This is a genomic window from Rhizobium sp. PEPV16 (assembly GCF_008919455.1).
Taxonomy (GTDB): Bacteria; Pseudomonadota; Alphaproteobacteria; order Rhizobiales; family Rhizobiaceae; genus Rhizobium; species Rhizobium leguminosarum_Q.
The window spans coordinates 1-26,368 of record NZ_VSZV01000308.1; the positions used below are offsets into that span (position 1 = coordinate 1).

Here is a 26,368-nt window from a genome sequence, read left to right on the forward strand (position 1 = left end):
GTGTCCGGATCCGAAATTCTTGCTAAGGACAATCGCCTATCCCGCGCCGAGGCGCTGAAACTGTTTACCAATGGTGCAGCGTGGTTCATGAACACAGAATCCGAAATGGGTGTAATCGCTCCCGGATACCTGGCGGACTTTGTTGTGCTCGACAGGGATTACTTCACCGTGTCGGAAGATCAGATCAAATCCATCTCTTCTGTGCTCACGATCATGGACGGAGAGGTGGTGTTTGGTGCGCAGGACTATAGCGCTCTATCGCCAAAACTGCCCGAGATCCTTCCGGCTTGGTCACCCGTAAAATCCTTCGGCAGCTATCATGGGGAAAAATGAACCCAGCGGAAAGGTTCTCCGGCTTTCACGCCAAAGAGCCAGCTTCCGTCCTCTTCCGGCTGTGATTAACGAGTCCTGACCGCAGGCGAACCTCCGTCGGCAGCGGCCATCGGGCGCGATGCTGTTCCAGGGGCGATCAGTCCGTCTTCGGCTGCCCGGGAAGCTGGCCGTAAGCGGTCAGGATGGCCCTGATCAGGCCTGGGAAGCGCTCGTCCAGCTCGGTGCAGCGCGTTTGGTTGCGCATCTCCACACCCTGCCGCTCGCTCCGGATTAGCCCGGACTCGCGCAGCACCTTGAAATGGTTGGACAGCGACGACTTTGGAATGACGCGGTCGCCGAGATCGGCGAGCGCAGAGCACGTCCCGCCACCGCTGGCCCCGGCAAGCTTTGCATAAATGGCGACGCGCTCCGGATCGGACAGCGCATAGAGGATCGCCTCGGGCTTGATGTCCTCCAGGGCTGGGTGAAAGAGCGGTCTCATGAATTTTATATAGCCACCCTTGACATCGAGATCAACAGTTCCGAATTTCGGAACTATGGAACAAGCCCGTCACTCCGGCGGCTGTCCAGATCTGAAGGAACGAGAAATGGCTAAGCTTACAGGAAAAGTCGCTGTCGTAACGGGGGCCTCCAAGGGTATCGGTGCTGCGATTGCCAAGGCGCTCGCGGCGGAAGGCGCGCAAGTGGTGGTCAACTACGCATCGAGCAAGGCGGGAGCCGACGCCGTGGTTGCGTCAATCAGCGCGGCCGGGGGCAAGGCCATCGCAGTGCAGGGCGACGTTTCCAAAGCCGCTGAGGCGCAGGGATTGGTCGATGCTGCGGTCAGGGAGTTCGGCAAGCTCGACGTGCTGGTCAACAATTCAGGAGTCTATGAATTCGCGTCGATTGAGGAGGTGACCGAGGAGCAATATCGCCGGATCTTCGACGTCAATGTTCTCGGTGTTCTCCTGACCACGCAGGCAGCGGTCAAGCATCTCGGCGAGGGCGGCAGCATCATCAACATCTCCTCTGTGGTCACCAGCCTGGCCCCACCGGCCACTGCCGTCTACACCGGCACGAAGGGGGCCGTCGAGGGCATCAACAGCGTGCTTGCCAAGGAACTCGGCCCGCGCAAGATCCGGGTCAATGCTATCCTGCCGGGGATGGTCGAGACTGAGGGCGCGCATACGGCCGGCGTCATCGGCTCGGATTTCGAACAGACCATCGTCGCCCAGACGCCGCTCGGCCGCATCGGCCAGCCGGACGATATCGCCGGTGTCGCCGTCTTCCTCGCTTCCGACGATGCCCGCTGGCTGACCGGCGAACGATTGGCTGCCAGTGGCGGTTTCCGCTAAAGCGCATCGCGATCTTTCAAGCTCGCATGTCGCGCTTCAGGTCTTTGGTTTTGCGCAGGTCGTTGCGCAAAACCGCTGCACAGTTTCGCGCGACATGCTTTAGTAGGGCGAGACGCACGCCCGCCGCGGACCGTAATAGGGCTGGAACGTGTTGTCGTAAGCCCTGTAGGACCGGTAGCGCGAATAGCACCAGCTTACATGTCCGTTGCCGCCATTATAGACCTGGCGGTAACGCGGCGCGTAGTAGCGCGGGCGGTAAGGCGCGTAGTAGCGCGGACGGTAAATGGTCGACCCGTAGTAGCGCGGCGGACCGTAATAGGGCGATCCGTAGTAGCCCCGGTCATAGTAGCCCTGACCGTAGTAGCCTCCACCGTAGTAGCTGGGGCCATAATACCGCGGCTGCGCTAGCATTCCGCCGATGATCGCGCCGGTCGCGAGCCCACCGAGTGCCCAGGCCCAATCGTCGCCACCATGGCGATATCCACGCCCGCGATAGCCTCGATAGCCGCCGCGGTACCCACCGCGATAATTTCTGTACTGGACCGGCTGCGCCTTGGTGGCTTCGATTTTCGGCACGGCGACGGTGGGAAACGCCATGGCCGGCGGGACGCTCGTCAGCGCCGTCACCAGCGAGAGGATAACGATTGCTAACCTTTTCATTGGCTCATCTTTCCTTCCGTAAGCGCTGCGCGACGCATGCGGCGCGCAAGGACATTTCAGCCCTCTCAATGCACTGGTTAATTTTACTCTAAAATCGGCTTTGATTCGAGCAATTTCGCAGGAAGGCTTTTCTTCGACGGCGGCGTCGCGGCGAAAGCACGCGCCAATCTCGGTGCGCGCTCCATGCTCTCGGCCCCGCTGCGGAAATCATTTCGGCATTGCGCCGCCTTTTCGGTCATAGAGGACGCAAGTATCCTGCCTGGAAGCAGACATCGCCCCGGCGGCGGCACGTCGCCTATGCGTCGGATGGGCGACATCGTTTAAGCGTTCTTGAATGGATCTGAAGTCCGTCATTCACAATTTCAATTACGCTGGCGCTTAGCAAGCAAGAGCCTTGCTACTCTGACGTATGAACCGGACTGGTAATGCTCCGCCTGCGTTTACATCTCGTTGCGCAAGGCACGATCCACAAAGTCATCTGGATTGAGGGTGAAGTCTCTGTAGAGCTTGAAATGTCGCGTATCGCGCAGTTCAATTTCCGCAAGCCCGCCGCGGGTGATCTCCAGCAGCCGAGCACCAGGGACAGCCATAAGGATGGGCGAATGCGTGGCCATGATGATCTGAGCATTTGCCGATCTCTGAATGGCATGAAGGGGGCGGAGTAGTTCCAGTTGGCGCTTCGGGGAAAGCGCGCTCTCCGGTTCGTCCAGTAGGTATATTCCCTGTTTGGACATGCGTTCCTCGAAAAAACGCACGAAGCCTTCACCGTGGCTCCATGACAAGAAGTCCGGCGGTGCAGCATTGGCGTCTCGAGCGGCTTCATCGAGAAAGCGTGCGACAGAGAAGAAGGATTCGGCGCGAAAAAACCAGCCTGCGGTCACCTTGGGCAACCAGGCTGCTCGCAACGCGCTGGCGAGAAGGGCGCCGCTGCGGTCCACCGGGAATGGTCGACTGGTATGTAGCCCTTGCCGCCCCCGGCCTCGTCAAACCCGCACAAGGCTGCCACAGCCTCGATCAACGTGGATTTCCCGGTGCCGTTCTCACCCACTATAATCGTCACCGGCGTGGCGAAATCGAGGGCGAAATCCTTATCCAGCCAAGGCAGATTGAACGGATACTGCTCGCTCAGGGCCGCATCCTCCCGCACCCAAAGGCGCTTCAGATATGGGGCTGGCAGGCTTGTCAATCTGGTCTTTCGCATCGCAGACATTGGCACCGGGCAATCTGTTTAGAGTTCATGACACGAGCGGGCTGGCCTGGGCCAAAAGCGGCCCGGCTGGATGAGGTTGAAGCAGCCGGCCGCGTCACCTGCTAAGGAATCTGCGGCTTATCAAGCAGCCGTTGCGTTACCGGCAAGACCCAACTGGCGCTGGAGAATGGACGCCGCGTTGTAGCAATGAAAGGAGACGACCTTTCCATCTCGCATGTGAAAGACATCGCAGCAAGGAACATCGATGGTCCTGCCGGTCGGAGGGACTGTGCCCGCTGACGTCACCAATGCTCCTTTGTGGGTGCCGCGAATGGCAAGCTCGACCACGATGACATCTTCCATCGCGTAGATGTTGAAGAGTTCTCGGTGAATATCTGGAAAGGCCTGAGCCATGCCGCCCGCGACCATGGCGATATCCTTGCCGCGGAACTCCATGTCGGTCGGGATATCCCGCACATAAGCATCTTCAGAGAAGAAGGAGACGAATTTGCCGACATCCAGTCCATCTCCCTCTGCTGCGGCGTATAGCTCTTTGATCGTATGGATATCGTCTCTCATTAACAGCTCCTCGTCCGAATTCCGGCTATCCCGACCTCTGCCGGCCGAAGGACAGAAGACATGTAGACGCCCACTTGCTCTATGGGTAGAACATACCAAAAGGTAAGTGCGGGCTTTTTAATGGACGGACTGAAGACTCAATGTGGCCTGGACGTTTCGCTGTCGGTCATCGGCGGCAAGTGGAAGCCTTTGGTGCTTTACCATCTCCGGGATGGCCCCACGCGATTTTCCGAGATCAGAAGGCGCGTCGGAGGCATCAGCGAAAAAGGTGCTGATCCAGCAGCTTCGGGAGTTGGTCGCAATGAACGTTCTTGTACGCCACGATCACCAACAGGTGCCTCCGGTGGTCGACTATGCGCTGACACCGTTCGGTGAAACGCTCGTTCAGGCGCTGGTTCCGCTCTGCGAATGGGGCAATCAAAACCGTGCACAGGTAGCGGGCACGCTGCAGCGATCGTCGAAGGTGGCATCCAGTTGAGACGCGGATGAGCCCGATGACCAGTTGGCCCCGGTCGAAGGTGTACTGGCGGCAACGGTACGGAAGTATTTCCGCTTTGCGCCTTCACCCGAAATACTCATTCGATGGGCATGAGGCTCGGCTGCCTTTTCGAAACCCGAAAGACGCAGAAAGATTACGAGAGGGCTTGGCCAAGGCGGGCCTTCCTGACTGATCTGAGATATCAGAGTGGAGCAGCCGGGCATTGTCTGGCGGGGGATGTAGGCGGTCAGGTGACTTGTCTAGCGACTGTTTTGCGCCTCTTCTCGCTCATAGAGGCAATTGTTGCCGCTCCCCGAAAGCGGCCGGGCGAAAGCAGCTCTCTCTTTCTAAGCTGAGGCAGTCCGGACAACGCGGAGTAGCGGTACTGTGCCTTGGACGTTGGACCACAGCCCCAAGCTGTGATCAACAACAATTGAACGTCTGTCAGAATTGCAAAAAGTGTGCATAATTGACAAATGAGAACAATCAGTTGTTGATACTGATCGCGAAGAGGTTGGGAGGCCTCTTGTTCAACTTAGCAGACTATCAGGAAACGCAGGGAGAATTCGACTACAATCCAGGGAGGAAGAACAATGACCAAAAAGGCAGTATCGCGTCGAGAGTTGCTGGGAGCCTCTACGCTCGTTGGAGTAACCGCAGTTGGGGCTCTTGCCGCCCCGGCCGTGCTGGCCCAGGCACCCACCGTCATTAAAATGCAAACATCCTGGCCCGCGTCGGACATCTGGATGGATTTTGCCCGCCTGTACGTCGAACGGGTCGAACGAATGTCCGGCGGACGCCTGAAGTTCGAACTAATGCCTGCCGGTACGGTCGTCGGCGCGTTTCAGGTGCTCGACGGCGTCAACGATGGCGTGATCGACGCAGCCCACACCGTTCCCGTCTATTGGTACGGAAAGCACAAGGCAGCTTCCCTCTTCGGTACCGGGCCGGTATTTGGCGGCAGCGCAACCACCATGCTCGGATGGTTCCATCAAGGTGGCGGCAAGGATCTCTACCGAGAACTCACCCAGGACATCATGGGGCTGAACCTTTACGGCTTCTATGGCTTCCCGATGCCCGCGCAGCCGTTCGGCTGGTTCAAGAACCCGGTCGCGACCGTGAACGACGTCAACGGCCTCAAATATCGCACGGTCGGGCTCGCCGCCGATCTTATGCAGAATATGGGCATGAGCGTCGCTCAACTTCCGGGCGGCGAGATCGTGCCGGCAATGGAGCGAGGTGTGATCGACGCCTTCGAGTTCAACAATCCCTCCTCCGACCTACGGTTTGGTTCGCAGGATGTCGCCAAGAACTACATGCTGTCGTCCTACCATCAAGCGAGCGAATCTTTCGAGTTCCTCTTCAACAAGGATGTGTTTGACGACCTTCCCGAAGATCTGCAGGCGATCCTGGAATATGGCGTGGAGGCAGCAAGCACGGCGATAACAGCGTCCGCGATGGACAACTATTCAAGCGACCTTCAAAAACTCCAGGCCGAACATGGCGTGACCGTGCACCGCACTCCAAAGGAAATTCTGGATGCGCAACTGAAGGCCTGGGATGCGATCATTCCCACGCTTGAAGCGGATGCGTTCATGAAGAAGGTGCTCGACAGTCAGCGGCAGTGGGTGGAGAGGGTCGTGTACTACGAATTGATGAACTCCGCCGATCTCGCACTCGCCTATGAGCACTATTTCCCCGGAAAATTGAACCTCGGAAAATAGATGGTGAAGGCCCGGTATTTCCGGGCCTCGTCCCTCATCGAGGTTAGGGAGGCGCTTGCATGCTCCGTTACATTGCATTCGCCGACGAATTGTCGGCGTGGTTCGGCAAGGTGTTCGCGTGGGGGATACTCATCATGGCCTTCGGCGTCGGCTATGAGGTTGTTGCACGCTACCTCTTTCGCGCGCCGACCCCCTGGGCCTTCGATCTGAGCTACATGCTCTATGGAACGATCTTCATGATGGCGGGAGCGTACACCCTCTCGCGTGATGGCCATGTGCGCGGCGACTTCATCTACCGGCTCTGGAAACCGCGCACCCAGGCCAGGCTGGAACTGGTGTTGTACTTCATCTTTTTCTTTCCCGGTATTACCGCGCTTGTGATCTCGGGCTGGAAATATGCCGCACGCAGTTGGGGCTATCTGGAGGTCAGTTCCAACAGTCCCGCCGGTGTGCCGATCTTCCAGTTCAAGGCAGTGATCGTCGCCGCCGGCATTCTCCTGTTCCTGCAGGGCGTGGCGCAGGTCTTCCGCTGCATTCTGTGCATAAGGACGGGCGAATGGCCGAAGCAGGCCGAAGATGTCGAAGAACTGGAAAAGGTACTACTGGAAACAAAAAGCCTGGACGTGCTCAAGTCCGAGGACGAGGGTTTCCTTCCGTCGCGGGAACTTGACGCTGGACGTGAACCACGGGATCGGGACGCTCAATGACGGATGCACATATCGCCGTCGGGATGCTCCTCATCCTGATCCTCACCATCTTCCTCGGCTTCCCGGTGGCGTTCACCTTGATGGCTCTGGGTGTCGGCTTCGGATACTATGCCTATTACGATGCCGGCCGCATGTGGCGCGGCTATGACCGCGCGCTCGAATCCGGCGGCGATGCCTTTACACTGGCGCAGACCTGGATCGGCGGTTTCTTCAACAACCGGATCTTCGATCTGTTTGTCAACCAGACCTACTCGGTCATCCAGAACGACGTGCTGACGGCTATCCCGCTGTTCCTGTTCATGGGCTACATCGTCGAGCGAGCCAACATCGTCGATCGGCTGTTCTCGACGCTATTCAGCGTCACGCGCCGGGTGCCCGGCTCGATGGCGGTCGCCGCCCTGGCCACCTGCACACTCTTTGCCACGGCAACCGGCATCGTCGGGGCCGTGGTGACGTTGATGGGACTGCTCGCCCTACCAGCGATGCTGAAGGCAAAGTATGACGTGCGCTACGCGACGGGCGTGATCTGCGCGGGCGGCACGCTCGGGATCCTGATCCCGCCTTCCATCCTGCTGATCGTCTATGCGGCCACCTCCGGGATCTCGGTTGTCCGAATGTATGCGGCGGCGCTCCTGCCCGGCCTCGCCCTGGCGGGGTTTTATCTCATCTATGTCGTGGTGCGAGCAATCCTGCAGCCGCAACTGGCGCCGCGGCCAACGAAAGAAGATGTGGGCGAGCACACGCCGGTCCAACTCGCCTGGATGATGCTTACATCCTTCGCGCCGCTCGCCTTTCTGATTCTTGCGGTGCTGGGTGCCATTCTCTTTGGCCTTGCAACGCCGTCGGAAGCCGCCGCAATCGGCGCATTGGGGGGACTGGCGCTTGCTGCGGCCTATCGGGCGCTGACCTGGCAGCGACTGAAGGAGTCGGTGTATCTGACGGCGCGAACGACCGCGATGGTCTGCTGGTTGTTCGTCGGTTCGGCGACCTTCGCATCGGTATTCGCCTATCTCGGCGGCCAACAGTTCATCAGTGACTTCGTGACCGGCCTGGACATGTCGCCGCTGATGTTCCTGATCCTGGCCCAGATCATCATCTTCATTCTCGGCTGGCCTCTGGAATGGACTGAAATCATCGTCATCTTCATCCCGATCTTCATTCCGCTGCTGCCGCATTTCGGGATCGATCCGCTGTTCTTCGGTATTCTCGTGGCAATCAACCTGCAGACGGCCTTTCTATCACCACCCATGGCGATGTCGGCATACTACTTGAAGGGCGTCTCGCCTCCGCATGTCAAACTGACAGACATCTTCCGCGGCATGATGCCGTATATGTTGATCGTCATTCTCTGCATGGTGGTCATCTATCTGTTCCCGAGCATCGTCTACATGCTGCCGAATCTACTCTATGGAGTACAGAGATGACGCAGTGTCTGGCCAATTCCGAAAGGATAGACCGATGAACAGAAGCCGGTTTTTTGCAATATTTGCATTCGTGACGCTTGTCGCGTTCTGCGCGGTCATCCTGGCGTTTGTTCCACGGTTCGATTTGGCCGCTGCACTGCTGATCGGCATTATCCCTGCGGGGTACGACATCTGGGATCAGCTCTTTCGGCGACGCCCGCCGAAATCGTCTGGATAGAATGCAATCGTTCAACCGCCGCCCTTTCCTGACGGCAATCCGCTGCAAAAAGCCCGTTCGTCCATCGACCGGTCATGGCGGTAATCTTCGAGACTGCCTAGAGCATCTAAGCAAGCGACCTACTGCTGAAGCTCCGCATCATGCGCGGCTTTCAACCCGTCGCATCCCCCAAGCTCTTTCGTCGTGGCCGACGCCCACTCCTGCACCTGCGGTTCGGAGATCGCTAGACTTGGGTCTCCGTTCTGGGCGAGAAGCTTCAGGCTCGCTCCCTCCATCTTTGCAATCGCCGCCTCAAGATCGGAATAGATCTCTGTTCCAGGACCACAACCTTGTTTCTCGATATATTGTAAAAATCGCGGGCGCATCGGCTTCGGCTCTGCTCCGCAATATCTCTCCGCAAGCACATGCATGAATAGCGCGTAGTCGATTCCTACGAAACGCGGCTCGATCGGTTCGTTAGGCTTGAAACTGTTTCTGCAATGATTTGGCGGTTCTGCATGGGCGGCAGCGAGCGGCACGGACGCTAATACTGCGCCAAGTAGATAACGAAACACGCTGCGATGTTGATGGAAGCGCATGAGGCCACTACCACTTCACACTGAATCCGACCTTGGCGCCGATGGCGCTACTGTCGCCGAAGTCTTTGAGGCTGGTGCGGGCAAAGGCTTCACCGTGGGCTGCATAACGCTCATCGGACCAAGTCAGCGAGCCGCCCAGGCCGAAACCGCCCCAGAGGGCCTGGTTTTCGCTGACGAGGGTGGTCCCCGAGACCTCGACATCCGAGCCGTCGAGGAAGTCATAATAGAGATTGCCGATGCCGTAGACGGTCGAGCGGCTGGTCTTTCCGGAGGCATCCTTCCACTCGCTGTCAAAATCGGCCGAGACGCCGAGGCGGCCGGTCAGGCTGTCACCGTCGTCAAGCGAGACATCGGCGCCATAGGCATCGGTGAAACTGTCGAAGCGCACTGAGGAATAGGCGAGCTGTGCCTGCGGCGTCAGCGACCATTGGCCTGTCAGAGCGATCCTTTGTCCGGCTTCGATGCTGAGGCCATAACCGAGGCCGTCATTGCCGTCGGCAAGCGAAGTTTGAAGTGTCGAGGATTTGAGGTCGCTGTCATACCAGGTGACGGCAGCCTGCGTATCGACGTAGAAACCGCTCTTGCCGTACCAGGTCAAGGTGCCGTCGAAGCCATAGCCCGTGGTGTCGATGTCGCCCTTGCCGAAGCGCGAGGAGATGTCGGCCGAAGCGGTGTTCATATGAAAATTGATCCCGCCGATCAGGGCACCGGCCTCGCTTTCGCGCAGCATTCCGTCGACACCCGCCTGCAGCGTCCAACTGCTGACCTCATAGTCGGTGCCGGTGGTCGAGCTTTCCGGCTCGAAGTGCGAACGGTTACCGCCGATGCGGGTGAATCCCCCTGGCGGCGGTGTTGCCGTCCTGGTCTGCGGATCGATCACCGTCGAGCATCCACCCACCGGTGCGCTGGCGTAGAGTGCCGAACTGGTTGAGGCTTTGCAGCACGCCGGCATAGGCCTCGTAGACCGGCACGCCCGGCGCATAGATCGGCCCGATCGCGACGCCTGCGGCATCGAGCTCGGTCGAACGCAGATACCAGTCCCCATCGGCAGGCGTGCTGACGCCGCCCTGGTAGAGGCGATAGGCATATGCGCCGCCGACCACGGCCTGATCGCCCTCGAACACATAGTCGCCGAGCAGCGAGAAGTTGCCGGCGGATATGCCGCCGACATCGATGATCTTGATGCCCTCGACCGTCTGCGCGCCGCCGCCGCCGAGGTTGACGACCGCGACATCAGTCGTGCCCGCTGTATTGCCGGTCACCACCACACGGTCGGCCGGTGAGGCGTCGCCGCCGAGGACCGTTTCGCTCTCCAGGGTCCCGCCGGTCCCGGTATAGTTGCCCGCAACGGTCAACGTGCCGATCGAATTGCCGGGCGCCACCACGCCGCCATTGGTCACATCGCCGAAGATCGTGCCGGTGCCGCCGAGAATGCCGGCGCCCGAGGTCGTGACGGGGCTGGCGATCGAGCCGTTGACGGCAAGCCTGCCACCGCTCACCGTCGTCGCGCCGGTATAGGTGTTGACGCCCGACAGCGTCTGATTGCCGCCAGTAACTGTCAGTCCGCCCGTGCCGCCGATGACGCCCGCGAAAGTGTCGTTGGCATTGGTGATCGTCAGAGTTTGGGCTCCGAGTAGGACGCTGCCGCTGCCGGCCAGGCTCTGGATGGTCGGAGCCGTGGCAGCCGAAACGTTGAAGATGCCGTCTGCGACAACCCTGCTGGAATTGGCTATAGCGCCGGCGCCGGAAAGGGCGAGGCCGCTGCCGAAGTCGATCTGGGTCTCTCCGGTATAGATGCTGTTCGCCAGGAGGCTGAAGACGCCGCCGCCGGTGAGGGTCAGGCCACCGACGCCTGAAAACCCAGACGTTGCGTCGGTTCCTACGGCAAAGCCTGCGGTGTCGATTGTCAGCCCACCGGTGAGCAGGTTGAGTTCAGTGCCGGTAAAGCTGTTGATGAAGCTAGCGTTGGCGGCCGTCGCGCGCAGAATGCCGCGGTCGAAATTGGCTTGGCTGGTGCCGGGGCCGCCCCGAAGGGATAGCGTCTGCAAGGTGCCGCCGCTGCCGATGTTGAGGGTACCCGAAGCTGAAATACTACTGCCAAGGACTGTATTTGAACCCGTCGTAACTTGCCCGCCATTTTCAATGTTGAGGGTGCCAGTGCCTTGAAAGCCGACATGAAAAGTTCCAACTGGTAGGGTCCATTGCGATCCTGAGCCGGTGACTGTGACGGTCCCGGAGCTTCCGGTTGCGATCGCAAGCCGGGAGGTGCCTGTGCTGGTCAAAGAGCTGCCGTTCTGGATTATCAGATAGCCAACTGATCCTACGGTGGTGCCAACAGACGCAGCACCAGTCGACGCGGTCGCGGCGCTACCAACGCCCAGAATGGACGGGGATGTCCCGAAAATGTTGATGGTTTGACCCGCGACCGGAGCGGTTCCCGTCGACCAATTGCTGCCATCCGTCCAGTCATTGCTTGTCGCGCCGGTCCAAGATGCTGATTGGGCTGATGCCGCCCCTGCGGAGAGCGCCAGCAGCGCCGCCCCCAAGGCACCGATCAACAGACCTCGCAGAGTCAGAGATGTGGCGGCCATCTTGTTGATGGCTTGTCCTGGCATATTGCGGCTCATGTTAGTCCCCGGAATCGTTTACGGAACAATACGGTAGGTGAGGCTCAGAAGGATGACAACCTGCCGGTTCAACTAAATGCTCCTAAAGCTTGAACAATTCCTTGCCGACTTCAGGCAAGTTGTAGGAGCTTCAAAGCCAGCCAGAGGCTTCAAAAGCATCCGCAAAGCGGACCATGAAGGTTGCGGCGCTGAGCGGCGGTCATGCGCCCTCATGGCGGTCGTTAAAGCTAGATCGTCCGACTTCTAAAATCGGACGTCGCCCATAACTCGACCATGTATTCGCCAGCAACCTTGTCGCCAGTTCGTTTCCCCGCTGGGCCACGCGCTGGACTTCGGTACGCCCAACTCTCTATCGAACTGGAGCTCAACGCGGCCGCCGCAGCATCGGGACGAGCGTCGGCGACGAACCGACCTGGATCGCGCCGAGCGGTTCGAAGCCGTAGCGTCGGTAGAACGGAATGTTGCGCGGGTTCGAGGATTCCAAATAGGCTGGTGCGTGATCGTGATCGCACCGTGCGAGCGCGTACGCCATCAAGACGTCGCCGTGACCTTTGCCTTGATGTGCCGGGTCGACGCCGATCAGGGGCAGGTACCAATGTGGTTCCGTTGGGTGGTACGTGGCCATCTGCTCGAATATGGCCGTGGTTTCGGGGGCAAGAGCGCGCGCAACCGTGCTCTCGAGCACCGCACCAAGTCCTTCCTCGTCGGAATGCACTCCGGGCGGTAGCCACAGCGCCGTCCCGGCGTAGCCGTCGGTGCAAAAGGCGCTTCCGTTAGAGAATGCGCTGCTCCCGAACGCCCGGATCATTCGCGGCATCGCCGCAAGGTACTGGTGTGCATGCGGCCAGGTCCATCGCGCCATAGGATCCGCTGCAAACGCCAGCAGGACCGTTTCGGCCGCCAGATCTTCCTCGGCCGCGGCCATGACTCTCACTGTTGGCGATTTCATACTGCCCTCCTGAGGTAAGTGGTCCGGACGCAGCGACCGCGCCGGCTCTCAGCTAGCCCACCTTAATACCTATGACGTGGGAGCGAAACCGACTGCTACTGGGGCAGGGGCTTCCGTTTGAACCTATTCACCGAGCCGCTATGCGCCTTCATGCCGGTCATGGAGGCAGTCGTTGCTGCGGCCCCAATGCGGCCATGGCCGCAACCCAAAACCTCCGGAAACTCGCAAGGATGATCCCGACACCGAAACCGACACCGGCCTAAAGGGAACTACACCTCGGCGGCCCCCATCCCCTTCCGGAAGCCTTCTGTTGCCGGCTGACGATCTTCTGATCGTAGCGAAAGGCAGCGTGTCCCGCTGCGAGGGCATTGACGATGATCCTCAGTCGACCTGCCTCGTACCCGTGACGTGAGGTGAGGGAATGTCGCAGCTCTCGTATTGACGCCGAAGAGGTTCAGTTAGTCAGCGGCCGCACTCTGGAACGTCGTTCAATGCTGGTCGAAGCTTTCCGCGGAACCACGACCGCGCACAGCTTTGATGCAGATCCGCGGACCTCTATGGCCCCTCGAAGTACGTCGCATCATCGTGCAGCACCTCAGACTTCGGCGATGCTTCCGGTAGTTTTTTTGTACCCGGCAGGACCTCAAACCAATTGTCGAACGCTGCCATCGTTGAGCCAAGCTGTGCGAGCACCTGCGGATTGCCGTCCATCTTTGCCTTGCCTGACGATACCTTATCGGAAAGCGTGGCTGTGCCAATCATCACATCCTCCAGATCGCGGCGGTCCATGGTAATAGTCAGGTCCGCATCAGAGGCTTGATAGCCGGCGATCGTTGTCAGGGTGGCGTTACTCATCTCGACGACGAACTTCTCGTCATTGTCAGGCGTGGCGAGGTTGATCTTGAATTTCACGCCTTCGGCTTTGCGGCTGTCAACTTGAATTCCAAGATAGTTCAGGAACAGTTCGGTACTGGTGCCCCGAACGAAGTCAGGACTCCCAGCCTTTGCTGCCTTCACGGCTATCACCCCGTCGCGCAGTTCCTTGGCGCCGGCCAGGAAGCTATTGCGAAGACTTGGGCTCTCGAACTGATAGCCCATTTGTTCGTATGTGTCGGCGAGAACATCCTTCGCGTCCTGGTTTTCAGGTTCCGCATAAACGAGCTTGTTGAGGATTTCGTATGCAAGATGATACTGGCCTTGCGCGTATAGTTCACGGCCTTTTGCCAACACTTTGACCGGACCACCCATCATTTCGAGATAGAGTGGTGCTGAATCTTCCGGCGACAAAGGCACCAATGTTGCCGGGTTCAAATCCCAGAACCCGAGGTATCGCTGGATGACCGCTCGGCTGTTGTGCAGATAGGAGCCGTGGTAGCCGCGCGTGTACCATTGATCCTGCAGACTTTTTGGCGGATCGTAGACGTTGTGAATCTGGTTGATCGTGACGCCAGTATTTGCCAGGTGCAGCACCTGATTGTTCAGGTTAGCATACATGTCGCGCTGCCCACGCATCACTTCGGCGATCCGCTCTTTGCCCCAACGCGGCCAGCTGTGAGAGGCAAACATCACGTCCGCCTGGCCACCGAACTGATAGAGCGCGACGTTGATGTATTGCGACCAAGCGAGTGCGTCGCGCACCGGGGCGCCTCGCAATGTAAGTATGTTGTGGAGGCTACCGACGATGTTTTCGGCCGCCCAGAACGCCTTGAAGTCCGGAAACCAGGTGTTCATTTCCGCCGGCGCTTCGGTGCCGGGTGTGTTTTGGAACACCATCCGCACGCCATCGATGGTGAGTTCTTGAATCGGCTGATCGATAGTAATCGTCGGAGGCAGGATGCCAACATCGCCGCTGGCGACCGCCTTGCCAATAGAGGCATCGACGTGGCCGAACGGGCTCGGGGGCAGGAGATCGCCGTAGGTGTAGGTCTTGCGGCGCGTCATGGCATTGCCGGCGTACAGGTTTTCCGCGATTGCCTCATTCAGGAATCCCTTGGGGGCGATAATTTGCACCTTGCCGGCGGCGAGCGCTGCGTCGTCCACGACGCCACGAATGCCGCCGAAATGGTCGCCGTGGGAATGGGAAATGATCACCGCCACCACGGGACGTTCGCCAAGCTTCTCATTGATGAATTTCAGCGCGGCGCGCGAAGTCTCCTTGACCGTCAGGGGATCGATCACGATCCAGCCGGTATCGCCCTTGATGAATGAGATGTTGGCGAGGTCGAAACCGCGCACCTGGTAAATTCCAGGCACGACTTCAAACAGGCCGTACTCCATGTTGAGCAGGGCCTGGCGCTGAAGCGATGGATGGATGCTGTCGAAATCCTTCCCTTGAAGCAGGAAATCCCAGTTGTCCATGTTCCAGGCCGCATCGCCCTTGTCGTTCATGATCTTGCGGTAGGGCGGGGCGGCAATGAAACCGCGCTTCGCTTCCTCAAAATCTTGTTTGTCGGTAAGCGGCAGGAGATCCCGCTGCAGTTTTTGCGCCTGTATCGTATATTCCGAGGGCATCTTTCCCTTAGGACTGAAATGCTTCAGCTCCTGCGCGAGCGATGGGCTTCCGATTCCTCCCGCGACTGCCAGGCCAAGCACAAGCGTGACGTTTCTCTGTAAGTTCATTGTTGTCTTCTCCCCTACGAATTCCACTGCAGGTCTCAAATTGCACGGATAACTAGAGGCTTGGTGCCAAATTCTTTCCAGCGAAGCCTCAACGCTCGCGCGGCGACCTCCAACGCACGAAAGCGCGCGAGGTGACCTGTCTTGATATGAGGCCGTTTTGGCTGCTAACAGCTACCAGTTCCCAAATCTCCAAAAACATTGCCCGGGAGTGAAGAAACAATCGACTGCAATCTAGCAAATCACCTGCGTTACGCTATTGCCCTTTAGGGAACCTCAAGCTCGCTGGTATGTTGCGCGGCTTTTAATGCGTCGCATCCCCCAAGCTCTTTTGTCGTGGCCGACGCCCACTCCCGCACCTGCGGTTCGGAGATGCCAGACCGAGGTCAAAAGCCTAGGCCAGACCCGCCACACCGGCAAAGCGTGGTCATCACCTGCCGATATAGGCGGCCAGTTCCTCCGGCGTGCCGTTGGGGAAGGCCTGTTTCAGAAAATCGAGGAACGCCGAGACGCGCGCGCTGAGCAGCCGCCGTGAGGGGTAGAGCGTCCAGAGAGTGACCTCGGGGCCGTCGATCTCCCCCCAATTGACCAGCGTGCCGTCCGCCAGGTCGTGGCTGACAAGCGAAATGGGAAGACGTCCTGCGCCGACGCCGGCGCGCACCGCATCGCGGATGGTGATGAGCGTTGACAGGGTGAGCACGGGCTCGATCTTGATCGTCGACCGGCCGCCTGATGTCTTCACCTGCCATGTTTGCGTTTCGCCTGCGCCACGCGCAACGCCGGGCGCAGCGCGTCCGCCGGTCGGGCGGGGAAGATCGGGGCTTGCCACCACCACCAGCCGGTCGCGCAGAAACGCCCGTCCGACCAGGCTTTCGTCGGGATCGGGATTGACCCGGATGACCAGATCGTAGCCTTCCTCGATCATATCGACGGACCGGTCCTCACTCGTCACCTCAAGCCTCACCTCCGGATATTTGAGGGCAAAGCCGGCGGCGATCCTGCCCATGGCGGTCTGGGAAAAGTGCAAGGGTGCGCTGATCCGCAATCTTCCCTTGGGTTTTTGACCGCCGGAGGCAATCGCAGTAGCCGTCTCGTCCAGTTCGGCAAGCAGCGCCCCCGTCCGCTCGAACAGCGCCCGTCCTTCCTCGGTAAGTTTCAGGTTACGCGCACCCCGTTCAAACAGCCGCAGAGCGAGACCGCTTTCCAGCTCGGCGACACGCCGCGACAATGTCGCCTTCGGCCGGCCGGTCGCCCTTGCCGCTTTGCCGAAGCCACCATGGCGGGCAACGAGATTGAAATCGGCAAGCGCAAGAAGATCCATGAGCGTTCCACAAGTGAGACGGCCTGTCCAAAATCGCCGTCTATCGGACTACCAGTGAACCACACATATTCGCCGTGTCAAGCAACCCAACACGGAGAAAAACCATGACCATTCTCGTTACCGGCGCCACAGGCAATGTCGGCCGCCAAGTCGTCGAACACCTCGTCAAGCGCGGCGCCGATGTCCGCGCTCTTGTCCGCGACCCGTCGAAAGCCGAATTCCCGGCTGGCGTCAGCGTCGCCCAAGGCGACTTCCTCGACGTCGACTCGCTGCGCAACGCCATGTCGGGCGTGTCGACCCTGTTCCTGCTCAACGCCGTGGTGCCGGACGAATTCACCCAGGCTCTGATTGCGCTGAATGTCGCCCGATCGGCCGGCATCGAGCGGATCGTCTACCTCTCGGTGATCCACGCCGACGTCTATGTGAACGTGCCACATTTCGCCGGCAAGTTCGGCGTCGAGCGGATGATCGAGCAGATGGGTTTCAAGGCGACGATCCTGCGCCCGGCCTACTTCATGCAGAATGATCTGATGGTCAAAGATGTCATCACCGGCTACGGCGCCTATCCGATGCCGATCGGCGCCAAGGGTCTCGCCATGATCGACGTGCGTGATATCGCCGAAATCGCCGCCCTCGAGCTGCTGCGCCGCGAACAGGCTGCAGAGCCGCTGGCGCTCGACCGGATCAACCTCGTCGGTCCGGAGACACTGACCGGAGCCGATATCGCCGCCATCTGGTCGGACGTGCTCGCCCGCCCGATCGCCTATGGCGGTGACAATACCGAGGGCTTCGGGCAGAATCTCAAACAGTTCATGCCTGCCTGGGCGGCCTACGACATGCGGCTGATGGGCGAGCGTTTCCTGACCGACGGAATGCTGCCTGAGGCCGGCGACCTCGAACGCCTGACAAAGCTGCTCGGCCGCCCGCTGCGCTCTTATCGCACCTTCGCCACGGAAACCGCTGCCTCCGCCTGAGGCAGCAACAGCGATCTCGAAAGGACGATTACCATGATCTATTCGACCGCCACAGTTCCGGTGAACCCGGAAGGCGAAACCCCTTTAACGCGCGCCGAGGCCTGGCAGGGTCTCGAACGCAAGGCGCGCGACGCCCGGCTCTTTCTTCCCGCCGGTCTCTGCACTCGCTGCGATGTCGTGGAGGAAAGCGCGACCCACTTCGTGCGCGAGGCGACGATTGCCGGGCTGGATCTGCGCGAGATCATCACGCTGGAGCCGCAAAGCAAGGTCACCTTCTTTCAGGCCACAGGCCCACGCGAGGGAGCGATCGTCAACGAGCTTTTCGAGGATGAAGATGGCCAGCTTCAGCTGCGCTTCTACTGCTATCTCGGCCTGCGCGGCAAACAGCCGAACGGCCCGGAAGAGCGGGCCGAGCAGGCACAGTTCGACGGCGAAACGGGCTACAAGGCCGCTCTGCTGTCGACCCTGAAGCGGACCCGCGAACTGCTGGCAGAGGGAAAGCTCTAGCATCAAGAGAAACACGAACAACAGGGCGACCTCTTAGCGAGGTGCCCTGTCTTGCTGGGGCACAAGCGACAAGGTGTCGAATACCGGGCAGGGCCCGAGGCCGCCACTCGCGAAGGCGCGAAAACCGGTTCAGGCAAGACTATCGCGAGCTTTCCAGGCGGCCGTCGGAGCGCAGAAGGTTCAGCCAGGCCTGCGACGCTTTCTCCCCGCCTGTGCTCCCGAAATGGCAATCGTCGTAGCGGTCGTCTCCATCGAGTAACGCATCGGAATTGACGCCCTCTCGGATACCGTGGCCGCTTTTTGACAGGGCCAGTTGCGCCCGCACGACCGCATTGTCTGGAATATGCTCCTTGAAGCCGCCGTTGCTGGGTTCGAGGCATTTCGATGCGATCGAAATGTAAACGGGTGCTTCGACACCGTGCTGACGCAACGTGTTGACCATCGACATGAAACGTTCCTGGTAGGCCTCCGCAGTGGTGCCGATAACCAGGTCCGCCTCTCCTTGCACCCAGAGGACGTTCGTTATCCGGTAACCGGAATCCTGAAGCTGTTTCACTGTATCGACCAGCACGGGATTGAAGTCACCATCTGCCGCCCATCGTGCGACCTCAGATCCGGAATAGGCGAGAGGTGCGAGGATGACGTTGTCATTTTGTCCCGATGCGATCAGATTATTCGCAAGAAGCGTCCAGTATTCTCCCCTGGTATTGGTCGACCCAAGAAGTGGCGACGCTGCGACAAAGCACTTTTTGTCAAAGGCGTTTACAACGCGAGCGCCATAATTCGACCGGTGCCGTTGTCCTCCGTAGTTGGCCGCGTTCGATTGGCCAAGAATGAGTAAGACGGCAGTTCGGTCGGTCTGCGCCGGGCAGGTCACAAGCGTTTTCGATTCATCGCCGATGAGCCGTTCCTTGTCGTCGAACGTGTAACGGCTTGGAGCCCCCACCTTCTCTCCGACAACCTGTTTCTTCAGCGCGGAAAGTTGTGGCCAAGGAAAGATCTCACGTCTCGCGCTCATGCCGCCGAGAAAGTAGATGGCGATCAAGGCGGCCAGGCCGACTGCCATTGTTTTGCGCATGTCGTTACCTTTCAAACATCATCCGATCACATGGAGCCTATCGGACCGATCAAGGCTGCTCCAGCCATGAAGGTTCCTTTACACACCAGCCACATCTGCTTTCTTCGGGCATGATCTTTGTCGTCGCGAAGATCGAGCCCCAATCGACGACAATTTCGCGTGGAGTCGCCGCAAACCTGCTCTAAACTATAGATCGGACCAGTGATTACAATCATCCGGATGGGTTAGATCGTACCTGCTATGGGCGGGTCCAGATAAAGCAGCTCACGGCCTGGAATGACGGAGGTTGGGGGCGCATTTTTACGCCGAGCTCTTCCGACGCGGGAATGTCCTCCGATCGAAACAGCCATCATCCGTCTTGGCGTATCAATACTCCGCCCTAGCTCTGCCCACGGCATGGAGGAAGACGATGAAGATGCAGAAATTCGCAATTACCGATGCGGTCCTCGAGCGTTCCCCCGGACAGGAGGCAGACATCTCCGTCGGCAATCTGGTCGACGAGCGGCACGGAGGGCCGATCACCATCGGCTATGGGCGTTACGCGCCCGGCCAGAGCCTGACCGAGACGATTGTTGTTGACGACGTCATGATCGTTCTGGAAGGGCGGCTTTCGGTCGCGACAGAGGCGGGAACGGTCACCGCCGGACCGGGCGAGATCGTCTACATGCCCAAAGGTGAAACGGTGACGATCAGCACGCATGAGGAGGGCGCGCTCACCGCCTATGTCACCTATCCGCATTGGCGCCCGGCGCACGCCTGAAGCGGAGCGCTTTTGCTCATTGCCTGTCACGGTATTTCTCCTGTGACATCAGGTGGCTGATCTCGATAAATTCACGCGCCTTTGCCAACGCATTCACCCTGGCAAAAGGTCCTTCGCCCGTGCCCACCTAGGCTGGGAAAGGGTTTCGCCACGCATCCAGTTCTTCAAGCCGTCCGTACCACGCCTGTATATGCCGAAACTCGGCAACTGGAATCTCAGCGGAAGTCGCATAAGGAAGTGCAGCGGCCAATGCGAAATCCGCGACGGTCAGTGTCTCCCCGACGGCGACGCTGTTCTTGGCCAAATGACCGTCGAGCACGCGAGCATGGGCTCGAAAACTCGTCTTCGCATTTTCGATCACGGCGGCGTCAGGCTCCCCGCCGAACAACGGCTTGATCAAGGTTTCAAACCAGAGCGTTGCCCCGTGCTGGGTGAAGTGACTGGCATCCCAACTCAACCAGCGCAGCACGTCGATCTGGCGGTGGTCATGCGGCCAGAAATCCGATGCGACGCTGTCAGACAGCCTGCACATGATTGCGTTCGCTTCCCACAAGGTTCCGGCATCATCCTGCAGCACCGGGACTTTCCCGTTCGGGTTCAGCGCCAGGAATTCTGCGGTGCGCTGTTCTCCGTTTGCCAGATCAACCCTGACGAACTCGACGTCGGCTTTCAGATAACGAGCGGCGGCGCAGGCCTTCCGGGGATTGAGCGTCTCGCAATAATAGAGCTTCATCGCCGCCTTACGCATGATCCGGCCCTTCGGATTCAGTCCCGAGAAACAAGCTCAATCGCTCGAAACTTTGCGACCAGCCGTCTCCATGACCCTCAAGGGACGATGCGCTATCAAATCCACTCTGCCGAAAAGTCATTTCCGTGCCTCCGCCGCTGTCCTTGAACGTGATGGTGACGACCGTTTCCGGGCTATTTTCGCCGGTTGCGAGTTCCCAGGCATGTGTGAAGACAAGCCTGTGCGGCGGCTCGACCTCCAGATATTGTCCGCCGACCCAATGCTCTTCTCCATCTGGCGCGATCAGACAGGCGCGGTGTCTACCGCCGGGCCAGGCTTCGAGCTTGTCGCCCACCGCCTTGAAACCGTGCGGACCGCACCATTGCGCCAACGCTTTCGGGTCGGTCCATGCCCTGAAAACCAGGTCGCATGGAGCATCGAACTTTCGGACAAGAACCAGGTCGCGGGTGTTGTCGGTGTTGGTCTCTGGATTAGTCATTTTCGTATCCTTGTACCTTGGATAGATAGTCATCGAGACGATCAAAGCTTTGATCCCAGAAGCGTCTGTAATCGGCGATCCAATCAGCAACCGTCTTCAACGCGGCCGGCTCGAGGACGCGGGGACGCGAGTTCGCTTCACGGCCAGAGCGGATCAAGCCGGCCTGTTCCAGGACCTTGAGATGCTTCGATATGGCAGGCTGAGACAACTCGAAGGGATCAGCGAGTTCAGCCACCGTTGCCTTGCCGTTGGCAAGCCGCCCAAGAATTGCTCGCCTCGTGGGATCGGCGAGTGCGGAGAAAATCGCATCGAGCTTGTCGTCCATATATCACCATCTAGCTATATAACTGCATGGATATATTGCGGACAGCGTAATGTCAAATGCAATTTTGCATACGGGACAAAATCGGTGTTGATGGCTCCCGATCATGTCGGGATAGGTCGCTTGTTCCTGCTGCAGACGCCACCCCGCGCTCCGTCCTCCTCGGGCTTGACCCGAGGATCCACTCTCAATCAGCAGCGGGCATGGATCCCAGGCTCAGGGCCTGGGATGACGGAGGAGGGGGCAGGTTTTCTGCTAACCAAAGGGAGGTTGAGGGAGGTTGAGTGAGGCTCGAGGCTGGCTGCCGCTGCAATCAGGTGGCGCCAGCAACCACATGATAGTGCTTGGCTCACCCCTGTCGGGCAAATGGCCGCAAATTGGAAACAGTCTTCGACAAATGACGCGGCGAATTACTTCGCCGGTCCGTCGTGTTCCTTGTCGTAGGCAAGCAGGCGTTTTCCATTGCCGGCGGTTCTCGAAGGCCCAGTCCGCGAGCAGCGTCAGCGGCGTGATCAATGACCGTCCGAGGTCTGTGAGTTCGTGCTCTACCTTCGGCGGGATCTTGCGACCTATGAGGCCCCGTCAGCCAATGGCTGCTCGCCACTCGTCGCTAAGGTGCTTGCGCATGGCCTTAAGGTAAACACTGGCTTTGGCCAGAAACATCAATACAGCTTCGCGAAAGATATGGAATTGCACCATGGCAGAGGGGGACCAGTGCCCCCGGTCAATGGTTCTGTCTTTCAGGTCGGCCTCAGAATACCCGTGTATGACGGCCTCAAACTCGTCGTCGAGCGAACCATACCAAGTCCGAATACCGGCCACGGTTGCAGCGAGTTCTGGTGCGCCGCTACAAGACCAATCCATCTTCAGAGTTCTAAAGGACTCAATATAGCAGTGCTCAATCCAGCCCATTTCCCGCAGGAGATCGCCAAGTGTGGGATTGTCGCCCGGAAATGCATAAGCAAGGTCTGCATCAGACAATGCATCGAGCATCTCGTATCGCAATTTCTGCGTGTCGCGTAGGGGAAATTCATCCGTGACCAAGCTGTTCAATTCTTTCTCCTCATCCCTGACATCGATTCGCCTTTTGCTGGCGCTGTCGGCCAACCCAGTGCACAGATCACCGTCGTGATCCCCCGCGCGGCGAGATCAATTGATTGGATTGGTGGATTCGGCAGAAGCGCACCAATCTTGCTCCCTCTTCTTCCCTGAGGGGGCGAAGGACGGGTCGCCCGAAGGGTCGGATGAGGGGCCACACGGCCCACCATTCATTGCCCTTTGCTCAGCGCATTCGCGGCTTCGCCGCTCACCCCCTCATCGCCTCGCTATCGCTCCGGCACTTCTCCCCGCTGGGGAGAAGAGGACATTGGCGGCGCCTTCATCCCCCTCCGGACGGCACCGAGCGGCCGAGGGCTCAGCCGCGCGGCCGAGGGCTCAGCCGTCCAACCAGGCGGCGAGGCCATCCAGCGTCTGCAGCCCGTATTCCACCGCGCCGAAGCCGATGACCACCTGACGCCGCTTGGCGCTGGGGTGGAGCTGGCGCATGGTCAGCACCGTCTTGCCGTCGGCCTGCTCATCGAAGGTTATCGTGGCGCGGAAACGGTCGGGGTCGTCAGGGTCGGGCGTGCCATAGTCCATTACGATCCGCGCGTTCGGCACGATCTCCAGAAAGCGCATGAGGTTCGGGAAGCGCTGCTCCCGGCCCTCGAACACGCCCACCATGTCGAACCGCCAGACCCCGCCCTCGCGGATATCGGCTTCGTGGGTCTCGATGCTGAGGCCGGCCGGCCCGTACCATTCGCCAAGCGCCTTGGGATCCATCCAGGCGGCAAAGACCTTGTCGCGCGGGTGGTTGAGCAGCTTCACCAGCACGATTTCGCGGTCGAGCGACCATGTCTCAAACGGACTTGCCATGTCCTTCATCATCCTCTTCGGTTTTTTCCAGGTAGACTTCCAGGCGATCCAACCGCTCGGTCCAGCGCCGGCGCTCCGATACCATCCAGTCCGCCGCCTCGTCGAAACGCGCCTGCACCAGCCGGCACCAGCGGCTGCGCCCGCGCTTCTCGCTGGCGATCAGCCCGCAATCTTCCAGCACCTTGAGATGCTGGGCGAAGGAGGGCAGCGCCATGTCGAAAGGCTCGGCAAGCGCGCTGACCGGCAACTCGCCCTCGACCAGACGCGACACCACGGCACGGCGGGTCGGGTCACTGAGAGCGTGAAAGGCGAGGTCGAGGGGGGTCGAGTGGTAAGGCATATCAATCCGTAAATTGGTCGGTGGCGGCGGTCAAGGATAAAAAGGTACTTGCCTTAGTGTCCGGCTCCAAATATGAAGGCAGTTGCCTTAGTATCCAGCCCTGAATGGTAGGGCGGCTGTGGTGCAAACAACCCGCAAGGAGGATTCCCAGTGGTAGTTCGTGTCGATCTCATGATCTCGCTCGATGGTTTCGCGACAACGACGGACCAGACGCCCGAAAGCCCGTTCGGCGAGGACTGGCCGCGTCTCGTCGGCGCGTATGCGGCAACGCGAACGTTCCGTGAGCGCGTGCTCAAGGATACGACGGGAGCAGGGACCACAGGTCTCGACGACGACTATGCGAAGGAATATTTCGAGAATGTGGGCGCCGAGATCATGGGCGCCGGCATGTTCGGTCTCCACAACTTTCCCGACGATCCGAACTGGCGTGGCTGGTGGGGCGACGAGCCGCCGTTCGGGTGTCCGGTCTTCGTCCTCACCCGCAAGTCGCGGCCCTCCCTGGAGATGGCCGGTGGCACGACTTTCCACTTTCTCAATACCAGCCCTGATGATGCGCTCCAGCAGGCCGTGAGGACCGCAAACGGCAAGGATGTGAGGATAGGCGGTGGTCCTACCGTCGTTCGCGATTATCTCAAAGCTGGCCTTGTCGACCGCCTTCATGTTGCCATCACGCCGATTTTGCTCGGGCGCGGCATCCGCCTGTGGGACGATCTGCGCGGCCTGGAAGCTGGCTACACCGTCAAGGCGGAAACGGCGCCAAGTGGCATCATCCACCTAACTTTCCAACGCTAGCCGCTAGCCTCCGGCCGATCTCGGCCCCTTGCATGACGCCGATCCGCGTGCTAGACACTGAACTATATGGTTCAGTTTTCGACAGCTCGCCTTGATGCCTCCTTTGCCGCGCTCTCCGATGCCACGCGACGCGGCGTTCTGGAACAGCTCGGCAGTGCGGATGCTTCGATCACGGAGCTCGCAGAGAAATTCCACATGACCCTCACGGGCATGAAGAAGCACATCGGCGTCCTGGAGCAGGCGGGGCTGGTGACGACGGAGAAGGTCGGGCGTGTGCGGACCTGCAGACTGGGCTCACGCGGGCTCGAGGAAGAGGCGGCCTGGATCGAAGCGCGCCGTCAGATCTGGAACGCACGCTTCGACGCGCTTGATGACGTCATCGAGGCCATGAAACGGAAGGAGAAAGCCGATGGGAGACAGAGCGAGTAACGGCCGCACGGTGGTCGAACGGAAATCCGAGCTTGAACTCGTGGTGACGCGCACCTTCAACGGCCCGGTTCGCCTCGTATTCGACGCGTGGACCAAGCCGGAATTGTTCAAGCTGTGGTGGGCGCCGAAGTCGATGGGCGTTCCCCTGCTTTCCTGCGAGATGGATGTTCGCACCGGCGGCAGCTATCGCATCACCTTCGGCCACGATGCCTCGGACGCCATGGCCTTCTTCGGCAAGTATCTCGACGTGTCGCCGCCATCGCGCCTCGTCTGGACCAATGACGAAGGCGGGGAGGAGGGCGCCGTCACCACGGTGACCTTCGAGGAAGAGGACGGCAGGACGCTGCTGGTCCTGCAGGAACTCTATCCCTCGAAGGAAGCGCTCGACCAGTCTTTCGTCGGCATGGAAGACGCGTTGCCCGAGCAGTTCGAGCAGTTGGATGAACTTCTCATCACGCTCAGCGCGAGCGTGTGACAGCCCGCCTTCAACTCAACTGCTTAGACCGCTCGAACTTCGGCAAGCCGCTTGACTGCGTACTCGTCTTGCCAGCAGACGGCGGCTTCCCATGCGGCTGAGGCTTGCGCTGCGATGTCATGTGCGCCGTCGTCGAGATCGGCAGCGTTGTCGGGCAGCACCAGGTCAAGGTCGGGGACGTCGACATGTGACTCATCCCAGTCGATCAACGCGACCCGATCTGCGGTGATGCGGACGTTGCCGGGGCTGTTGGGGTTGCCGTGGACAACACATGTCTGACGCCCGATGAGCCGCGCCCATGCTGCTCGACATCGAATAACAGCCTCAGGCGGCATCGCGGCAAGGTTGATCCTCGTTCCGGTCTCAGTATGCAGGAGGTCGATCGACGATCGCCAGCCCGGGCGCTGCGGCCAGCCCTGCGTCAGCCGATGCAGCTCGCGCAGCGTGTCGGCAACGCGACGCCAGTCGGACTCCGTCTCGGGCGGTCCGCCCTCCATGTATTTCATCACCACCAGACCGTCCACGAACAGTCGGCCGTCAGTCGTCGGGATCGGTCCCGGAACGGTCATGCCTTCACGGTCGAGGTATTGGAGCAGCTCGGCTTCCCATGCAAGATCAGCGTCGCTCCTGGAGCCGAGACGAGCGACCGCGAGCTGCCCGTGGGCGCGAGCGCTCCACACGTCGTTGGCAACTCCACCCGTGAGCCGTTCGATGCGAACCGCGTCTTCACCCCATTGCCCGAGCGCTTCCCATCCCATTGGCGATACCCTTGGAGCCCATGATCAAATGACGAAAGAAATACGCGTCGCGATTGT

30 protein-coding genes and 2 pseudogenes are annotated in these 26,368 nt (G+C 59.7%); 14 read left to right on the forward strand and 18 right to left on the reverse strand.

Annotation, left to right across the window (positions count from 1 at the left end):
* Nucleotides 1-333: amidohydrolase family protein (locus FY112_RS16700; protein ID WP_151518889.1), on the forward strand; the 333-nt coding region annotated here is incomplete at its 5' end.
* Nucleotides 334-469: 136 nt separating this feature from the next.
* On the opposite strand, the gene FY112_RS16705 is transcribed toward FY112_RS16700, so the two are convergent.
* Entirely contained in the window at nt 470-814 is a 345-nt protein-coding gene (locus tag FY112_RS16705) for a helix-turn-helix domain-containing protein (RefSeq protein ID WP_129418290.1), read from the reverse strand.
* Nucleotides 815-920: 106 nt separating this feature from the next.
* Here FY112_RS16705 and FY112_RS16710 point away from each other — a divergent pair, with 106 nt between their 5' ends.
* Nucleotides 921-1,667, forward strand: coding sequence for a glucose 1-dehydrogenase (locus FY112_RS16710; protein WP_131710178.1), 747 nt, complete (start codon nt 921-923; stop codon nt 1,665-1,667).
* A gap of 99 nt (nt 1,668-1,766) precedes the next feature.
* Here the strand turns inward: FY112_RS16710 and FY112_RS16715 are convergent, their stop codons facing one another.
* From FY112_RS16715 to FY112_RS16725, 4 genes and pseudogenes are all read right to left on the reverse strand, one after another.
* Nucleotides 1,767-2,327 carry a BA14K family protein gene (locus tag FY112_RS16715; RefSeq protein WP_131710179.1) on the reverse strand — a complete coding sequence of 187 codons (561 nt, stop codon included), beginning with the start codon at nt 2,325-2,327 and terminating at the stop codon, nt 1,767-1,769.
* Nucleotides 2,328-2,410: 83 nt separating this feature from the next.
* A complete protein-coding gene (locus tag FY112_RS36790) occupies nt 2,411-2,566 on the reverse strand; it encodes a hypothetical protein (RefSeq protein WP_017959437.1) in 156 nt (51 codons plus the stop codon).
* Between the two features lie 201 nt (nt 2,567-2,767).
* Nucleotides 2,768-3,537: pseudogene (locus tag FY112_RS16720) on the reverse strand (AAA family ATPase).
* Nucleotides 3,538-3,657: 120 nt separating this feature from the next.
* The gene (locus FY112_RS16725) at nt 3,658-4,095 is read right to left on the reverse strand and encodes an ester cyclase (protein ID WP_020485976.1); all 438 of its coding nucleotides are present in this window, start codon (nt 4,093-4,095) and stop codon (nt 3,658-3,660) included.
* Nucleotides 4,096-4,215: 120 nt separating this feature from the next.
* On the opposite strand from FY112_RS16725, the gene FY112_RS16730 reads away from it, so the two are divergent.
* The 6 genes from FY112_RS16730 to FY112_RS16750 all read left to right on the forward strand — a co-directional run bounded on the left by FY112_RS16730 (nt 4,216) and on the right by FY112_RS16750 (nt 8,645).
* On the forward strand, nt 4,216-4,470 hold the full coding sequence (locus FY112_RS16730) for a helix-turn-helix domain-containing protein (RefSeq protein ID WP_281408482.1): 255 nt from the start codon (nt 4,216-4,218) through the stop codon (nt 4,468-4,470).
* Nucleotides 4,397-4,573, forward strand: coding sequence for a winged helix-turn-helix transcriptional regulator (locus FY112_RS38480; RefSeq protein ID WP_281408483.1), 177 nt, complete (start codon nt 4,397-4,399; stop codon nt 4,571-4,573). Before FY112_RS16730 ends, FY112_RS38480 begins: the two co-directional genes overlap by 74 nt.
* A gap of 593 nt (nt 4,574-5,166) precedes the next feature.
* Complete coding sequence (locus FY112_RS16735) at nt 5,167-6,297, forward strand: TRAP transporter substrate-binding protein (RefSeq protein WP_017959441.1); 1,131 nt, start codon at nt 5,167-5,169, stop codon at nt 6,295-6,297.
* 59 nt (nt 6,298-6,356) lie between these two features.
* Complete coding sequence (locus FY112_RS16740; RefSeq protein ID WP_065283280.1) at nt 6,357-7,004, forward strand: TRAP transporter small permease subunit; 648 nt, start codon at nt 6,357-6,359, stop codon at nt 7,002-7,004.
* Entirely contained in the window at nt 7,001-8,428 is a 1,428-nt protein-coding gene (locus tag FY112_RS16745) for a TRAP transporter large permease subunit (RefSeq protein WP_020047374.1), read from the forward strand. The genes FY112_RS16740 and FY112_RS16745 overlap by 4 nt, the downstream gene beginning before the upstream one ends.
* A 34-nt stretch (nt 8,429-8,462) precedes the next feature.
* Nucleotides 8,463-8,645 carry a hypothetical protein gene (locus tag FY112_RS16750; protein WP_151518890.1) on the forward strand — a complete coding sequence of 61 codons (183 nt, stop codon included), beginning with the start codon at nt 8,463-8,465 and terminating at the stop codon, nt 8,643-8,645.
* A gap of 119 nt (nt 8,646-8,764) precedes the next feature.
* On the opposite strand, the gene FY112_RS16755 is transcribed toward FY112_RS16750, so the two are convergent.
* From FY112_RS16755 to FY112_RS16775, 5 genes and pseudogenes are all read right to left on the reverse strand, one after another.
* On the reverse strand, nt 8,765-9,223 hold the full coding sequence (locus FY112_RS16755) for a hypothetical protein (RefSeq protein WP_131630274.1): 459 nt from the start codon (nt 9,221-9,223) through the stop codon (nt 8,765-8,767).
* Between the two features lie 7 nt (nt 9,224-9,230).
* Nucleotides 9,231-11,529 (reverse strand): annotated as a pseudogene (locus FY112_RS16760) (autotransporter outer membrane beta-barrel domain-containing protein).
* 685 nt (nt 11,530-12,214) lie between these two features.
* Nucleotides 12,215-12,799 (reverse strand): GNAT family N-acetyltransferase, encoded by a 585-nt coding sequence (locus FY112_RS16765; RefSeq protein WP_026158574.1) that lies wholly within the window; start codon nt 12,797-12,799, stop codon nt 12,215-12,217.
* Nucleotides 12,800-13,354: 555 nt separating this feature from the next.
* Complete coding sequence (locus tag FY112_RS16770; protein WP_151518891.1) at nt 13,355-15,418, reverse strand: alkyl sulfatase dimerization domain-containing protein; 2,064 nt, start codon at nt 15,416-15,418, stop codon at nt 13,355-13,357.
* A gap of 427 nt (nt 15,419-15,845) precedes the next feature.
* Nucleotides 15,846-16,736 (reverse strand): LysR family transcriptional regulator, encoded by an 891-nt coding sequence (locus tag FY112_RS16775; protein ID WP_151518892.1) that lies wholly within the window; start codon nt 16,734-16,736, stop codon nt 15,846-15,848.
* Between the two features lie 104 nt (nt 16,737-16,840).
* On the opposite strand from FY112_RS16775, the gene FY112_RS16780 reads away from it, so the two are divergent.
* Together FY112_RS16780 and FY112_RS16785 are read left to right on the forward strand one after the other, a co-directional pair.
* Nucleotides 16,841-17,710 carry an NmrA/HSCARG family protein gene (locus tag FY112_RS16780; protein WP_151518893.1) on the forward strand — a complete coding sequence of 290 codons (870 nt, stop codon included), beginning with the start codon at nt 16,841-16,843 and terminating at the stop codon, nt 17,708-17,710.
* 33 nt (nt 17,711-17,743) lie between these two features.
* On the forward strand, nt 17,744-18,217 hold the full coding sequence (locus tag FY112_RS16785) for an SRPBCC family protein (protein ID WP_151518894.1): 474 nt from the start codon (nt 17,744-17,746) through the stop codon (nt 18,215-18,217).
* A gap of 139 nt (nt 18,218-18,356) precedes the next feature.
* Here FY112_RS16785 and FY112_RS16790 read toward each other — a convergent pair whose 3' ends face one another.
* Nucleotides 18,357-19,295, reverse strand: coding sequence for a sialate O-acetylesterase (locus FY112_RS16790; protein WP_151518895.1), 939 nt, complete (start codon nt 19,293-19,295; stop codon nt 18,357-18,359).
* Between the two features lie 409 nt (nt 19,296-19,704).
* On the opposite strand from FY112_RS16790, the gene FY112_RS16795 reads away from it, so the two are divergent.
* The gene (locus FY112_RS16795) at nt 19,705-20,055 is read left to right on the forward strand and encodes an ethanolamine utilization protein (protein WP_026158575.1); all 351 of its coding nucleotides are present in this window, start codon (nt 19,705-19,707) and stop codon (nt 20,053-20,055) included.
* 127 nt (nt 20,056-20,182) lie between these two features.
* Here the strand turns inward: FY112_RS16795 and FY112_RS16800 are convergent, their stop codons facing one another.
* The 6 genes from FY112_RS16800 to FY112_RS16835 all read right to left on the reverse strand — a co-directional run bounded on the left by FY112_RS16800 (nt 20,183) and on the right by FY112_RS16835 (nt 23,857).
* Complete coding sequence (locus FY112_RS16800) at nt 20,183-20,803, reverse strand: glutathione S-transferase family protein (protein ID WP_181018233.1); 621 nt, start codon at nt 20,801-20,803, stop codon at nt 20,183-20,185.
* Nucleotides 20,796-21,281, reverse strand: a complete 486-nt coding sequence (locus FY112_RS16805; protein ID WP_151518911.1) for an SRPBCC domain-containing protein — start codon at nt 21,279-21,281, stop codon at nt 20,796-20,798. The genes FY112_RS16800 and FY112_RS16805 overlap by 8 nt, the downstream gene beginning before the upstream one ends.
* Nucleotides 21,274-21,606, reverse strand: coding sequence for a metalloregulator ArsR/SmtB family transcription factor (locus FY112_RS16810; protein WP_017959456.1), 333 nt, complete (start codon nt 21,604-21,606; stop codon nt 21,274-21,276). Before FY112_RS16810 ends, FY112_RS16805 begins: the two co-directional genes overlap by 8 nt.
* Before the next feature lie 579 nt (nt 21,607-22,185).
* A complete protein-coding gene (locus FY112_RS16820; protein WP_151518896.1) occupies nt 22,186-22,656 on the reverse strand; it encodes a hypothetical protein in 471 nt (156 codons plus the stop codon).
* Nucleotides 22,657-23,037: 381 nt separating this feature from the next.
* Entirely contained in the window at nt 23,038-23,526 is a 489-nt protein-coding gene (locus FY112_RS16830; protein WP_181018234.1) for an SRPBCC family protein, read from the reverse strand.
* Nucleotides 23,501-23,857, reverse strand: coding sequence for a metalloregulator ArsR/SmtB family transcription factor (locus tag FY112_RS16835; RefSeq protein ID WP_151518899.1), 357 nt, complete (start codon nt 23,855-23,857; stop codon nt 23,501-23,503). The genes FY112_RS16830 and FY112_RS16835 overlap by 26 nt, the downstream gene beginning before the upstream one ends.
* Nucleotides 23,858-24,007: 150 nt before the next feature.
* On the opposite strand from FY112_RS16835, the gene FY112_RS16840 reads away from it, so the two are divergent.
* The 3 genes from FY112_RS16840 to FY112_RS16850 all read left to right on the forward strand — a co-directional run bounded on the left by FY112_RS16840 (nt 24,008) and on the right by FY112_RS16850 (nt 25,553).
* Nucleotides 24,008-24,649, forward strand: a complete 642-nt coding sequence (locus tag FY112_RS16840) for a dihydrofolate reductase family protein (RefSeq protein ID WP_131623376.1) — start codon at nt 24,008-24,010, stop codon at nt 24,647-24,649.
* Nucleotides 24,650-24,715: 66 nt separating this feature from the next.
* Nucleotides 24,716-25,078 carry a metalloregulator ArsR/SmtB family transcription factor gene (locus FY112_RS16845; RefSeq protein WP_131710190.1) on the forward strand — a complete coding sequence of 121 codons (363 nt, stop codon included), beginning with the start codon at nt 24,716-24,718 and terminating at the stop codon, nt 25,076-25,078.
* Nucleotides 25,059-25,553 (forward strand): SRPBCC family protein, encoded by a 495-nt coding sequence (locus FY112_RS16850; RefSeq protein WP_151518900.1) that lies wholly within the window; start codon nt 25,059-25,061, stop codon nt 25,551-25,553. The genes FY112_RS16845 and FY112_RS16850 overlap by 20 nt, the downstream gene beginning before the upstream one ends.
* Before the next feature lie 23 nt (nt 25,554-25,576).
* Here the strand turns inward: FY112_RS16850 and FY112_RS16855 are convergent, their stop codons facing one another.
* Nucleotides 25,577-26,311 (reverse strand): phosphotransferase, encoded by a 735-nt coding sequence (locus FY112_RS16855; protein WP_151518901.1) that lies wholly within the window; start codon nt 26,309-26,311, stop codon nt 25,577-25,579.
* Nucleotides 26,312-26,368: the final 57 nt, after the last annotated feature.

Excerpts from the sequence above, each read along its gene's own strand:
- FY112_RS16725 (WP_020485976.1), bottom strand. The coding sequence starts at position 4,095 with ATGAGAGACGATATCCATACGATCAAAGAGCTATACGCCGCAGCAGAG.
- FY112_RS16835 (WP_151518899.1), bottom strand. The coding sequence starts at position 23,857 with ATGCCTTACCACTCGACCCCCCTCGACCTCGCCTTTCACGCTCTCAGT.
- FY112_RS16745 (WP_020047374.1), top strand. The coding sequence starts at position 7,001 with ATGACGGATGCACATATCGCCGTCGGGATGCTCCTCATCCTGATCCTC.
- FY112_RS16830 (WP_181018234.1), bottom strand. The coding sequence starts at position 23,526 with ATGAAGGACATGGCAAGTCCGTTTGAGACATGGTCGCTCGACCGCGAA.
- FY112_RS16755 (WP_131630274.1), bottom strand. The coding sequence starts at position 9,223 with ATGCGCTTCCATCAACATCGCAGCGTGTTTCGTTATCTACTTGGCGCA.
- FY112_RS16735 (WP_017959441.1), top strand. The coding sequence starts at position 5,167 with ATGACCAAAAAGGCAGTATCGCGTCGAGAGTTGCTGGGAGCCTCTACG.
- FY112_RS16780 (WP_151518893.1), top strand. The coding sequence starts at position 16,841 with ATGACCATTCTCGTTACCGGCGCCACAGGCAATGTCGGCCGCCAAGTC.
- FY112_RS16750 (WP_151518890.1), top strand. The coding sequence starts at position 8,463 with ATGAACAGAAGCCGGTTTTTTGCAATATTTGCATTCGTGACGCTTGTC.
- FY112_RS16795 (WP_026158575.1), top strand. The coding sequence starts at position 19,705 with ATGAAGATGCAGAAATTCGCAATTACCGATGCGGTCCTCGAGCGTTCC.
- FY112_RS16770 (WP_151518891.1), bottom strand. The coding sequence starts at position 15,418 with ATGAACTTACAGAGAAACGTCACGCTTGTGCTTGGCCTGGCAGTCGCG.
- FY112_RS16705 (WP_129418290.1), bottom strand. The coding sequence starts at position 814 with ATGAGACCGCTCTTTCACCCAGCCCTGGAGGACATCAAGCCCGAGGCG.
- FY112_RS16730 (WP_281408482.1), top strand. The coding sequence starts at position 4,216 with ATGGACGGACTGAAGACTCAATGTGGCCTGGACGTTTCGCTGTCGGTC.
- FY112_RS16765 (WP_026158574.1), bottom strand. The coding sequence starts at position 12,799 with ATGAAATCGCCAACAGTGAGAGTCATGGCCGCGGCCGAGGAAGATCTG.
- FY112_RS16850 (WP_151518900.1), top strand. The coding sequence starts at position 25,059 with ATGGGAGACAGAGCGAGTAACGGCCGCACGGTGGTCGAACGGAAATCC.
- FY112_RS16805 (WP_151518911.1), bottom strand. The coding sequence starts at position 21,281 with ATGACTAATCCAGAGACCAACACCGACAACACCCGCGACCTGGTTCTT.
- FY112_RS16710 (WP_131710178.1), top strand. The coding sequence starts at position 921 with ATGGCTAAGCTTACAGGAAAAGTCGCTGTCGTAACGGGGGCCTCCAAG.
- FY112_RS38480 (WP_281408483.1), top strand. The coding sequence starts at position 4,397 with ATGAACGTTCTTGTACGCCACGATCACCAACAGGTGCCTCCGGTGGTC.
- FY112_RS16810 (WP_017959456.1), bottom strand. The coding sequence starts at position 21,606 with ATGGACGACAAGCTCGATGCGATTTTCTCCGCACTCGCCGATCCCACG.
- FY112_RS16785 (WP_151518894.1), top strand. The coding sequence starts at position 17,744 with ATGATCTATTCGACCGCCACAGTTCCGGTGAACCCGGAAGGCGAAACC.
- FY112_RS16790 (WP_151518895.1), bottom strand. The coding sequence starts at position 19,295 with ATGCGCAAAACAATGGCAGTCGGCCTGGCCGCCTTGATCGCCATCTAC.
- FY112_RS16715 (WP_131710179.1), bottom strand. The coding sequence starts at position 2,327 with ATGAAAAGGTTAGCAATCGTTATCCTCTCGCTGGTGACGGCGCTGACG.
- FY112_RS16740 (WP_065283280.1), top strand. The coding sequence starts at position 6,357 with ATGCTCCGTTACATTGCATTCGCCGACGAATTGTCGGCGTGGTTCGGC.
- FY112_RS16845 (WP_131710190.1), top strand. The coding sequence starts at position 24,716 with ATGGTTCAGTTTTCGACAGCTCGCCTTGATGCCTCCTTTGCCGCGCTC.
- FY112_RS16855 (WP_151518901.1), bottom strand. The coding sequence starts at position 26,311 with ATGGGATGGGAAGCGCTCGGGCAATGGGGTGAAGACGCGGTTCGCATC.
- FY112_RS16800 (WP_181018233.1), bottom strand. The coding sequence starts at position 20,803 with ATGCGTAAGGCGGCGATGAAGCTCTATTATTGCGAGACGCTCAATCCC.
- FY112_RS16775 (WP_151518892.1), bottom strand. The coding sequence starts at position 16,736 with ATGGATCTTCTTGCGCTTGCCGATTTCAATCTCGTTGCCCGCCATGGT.
- FY112_RS36790 (WP_017959437.1), bottom strand. The coding sequence starts at position 2,566 with ATGACCGAAAAGGCGGCGCAATGCCGAAATGATTTCCGCAGCGGGGCC.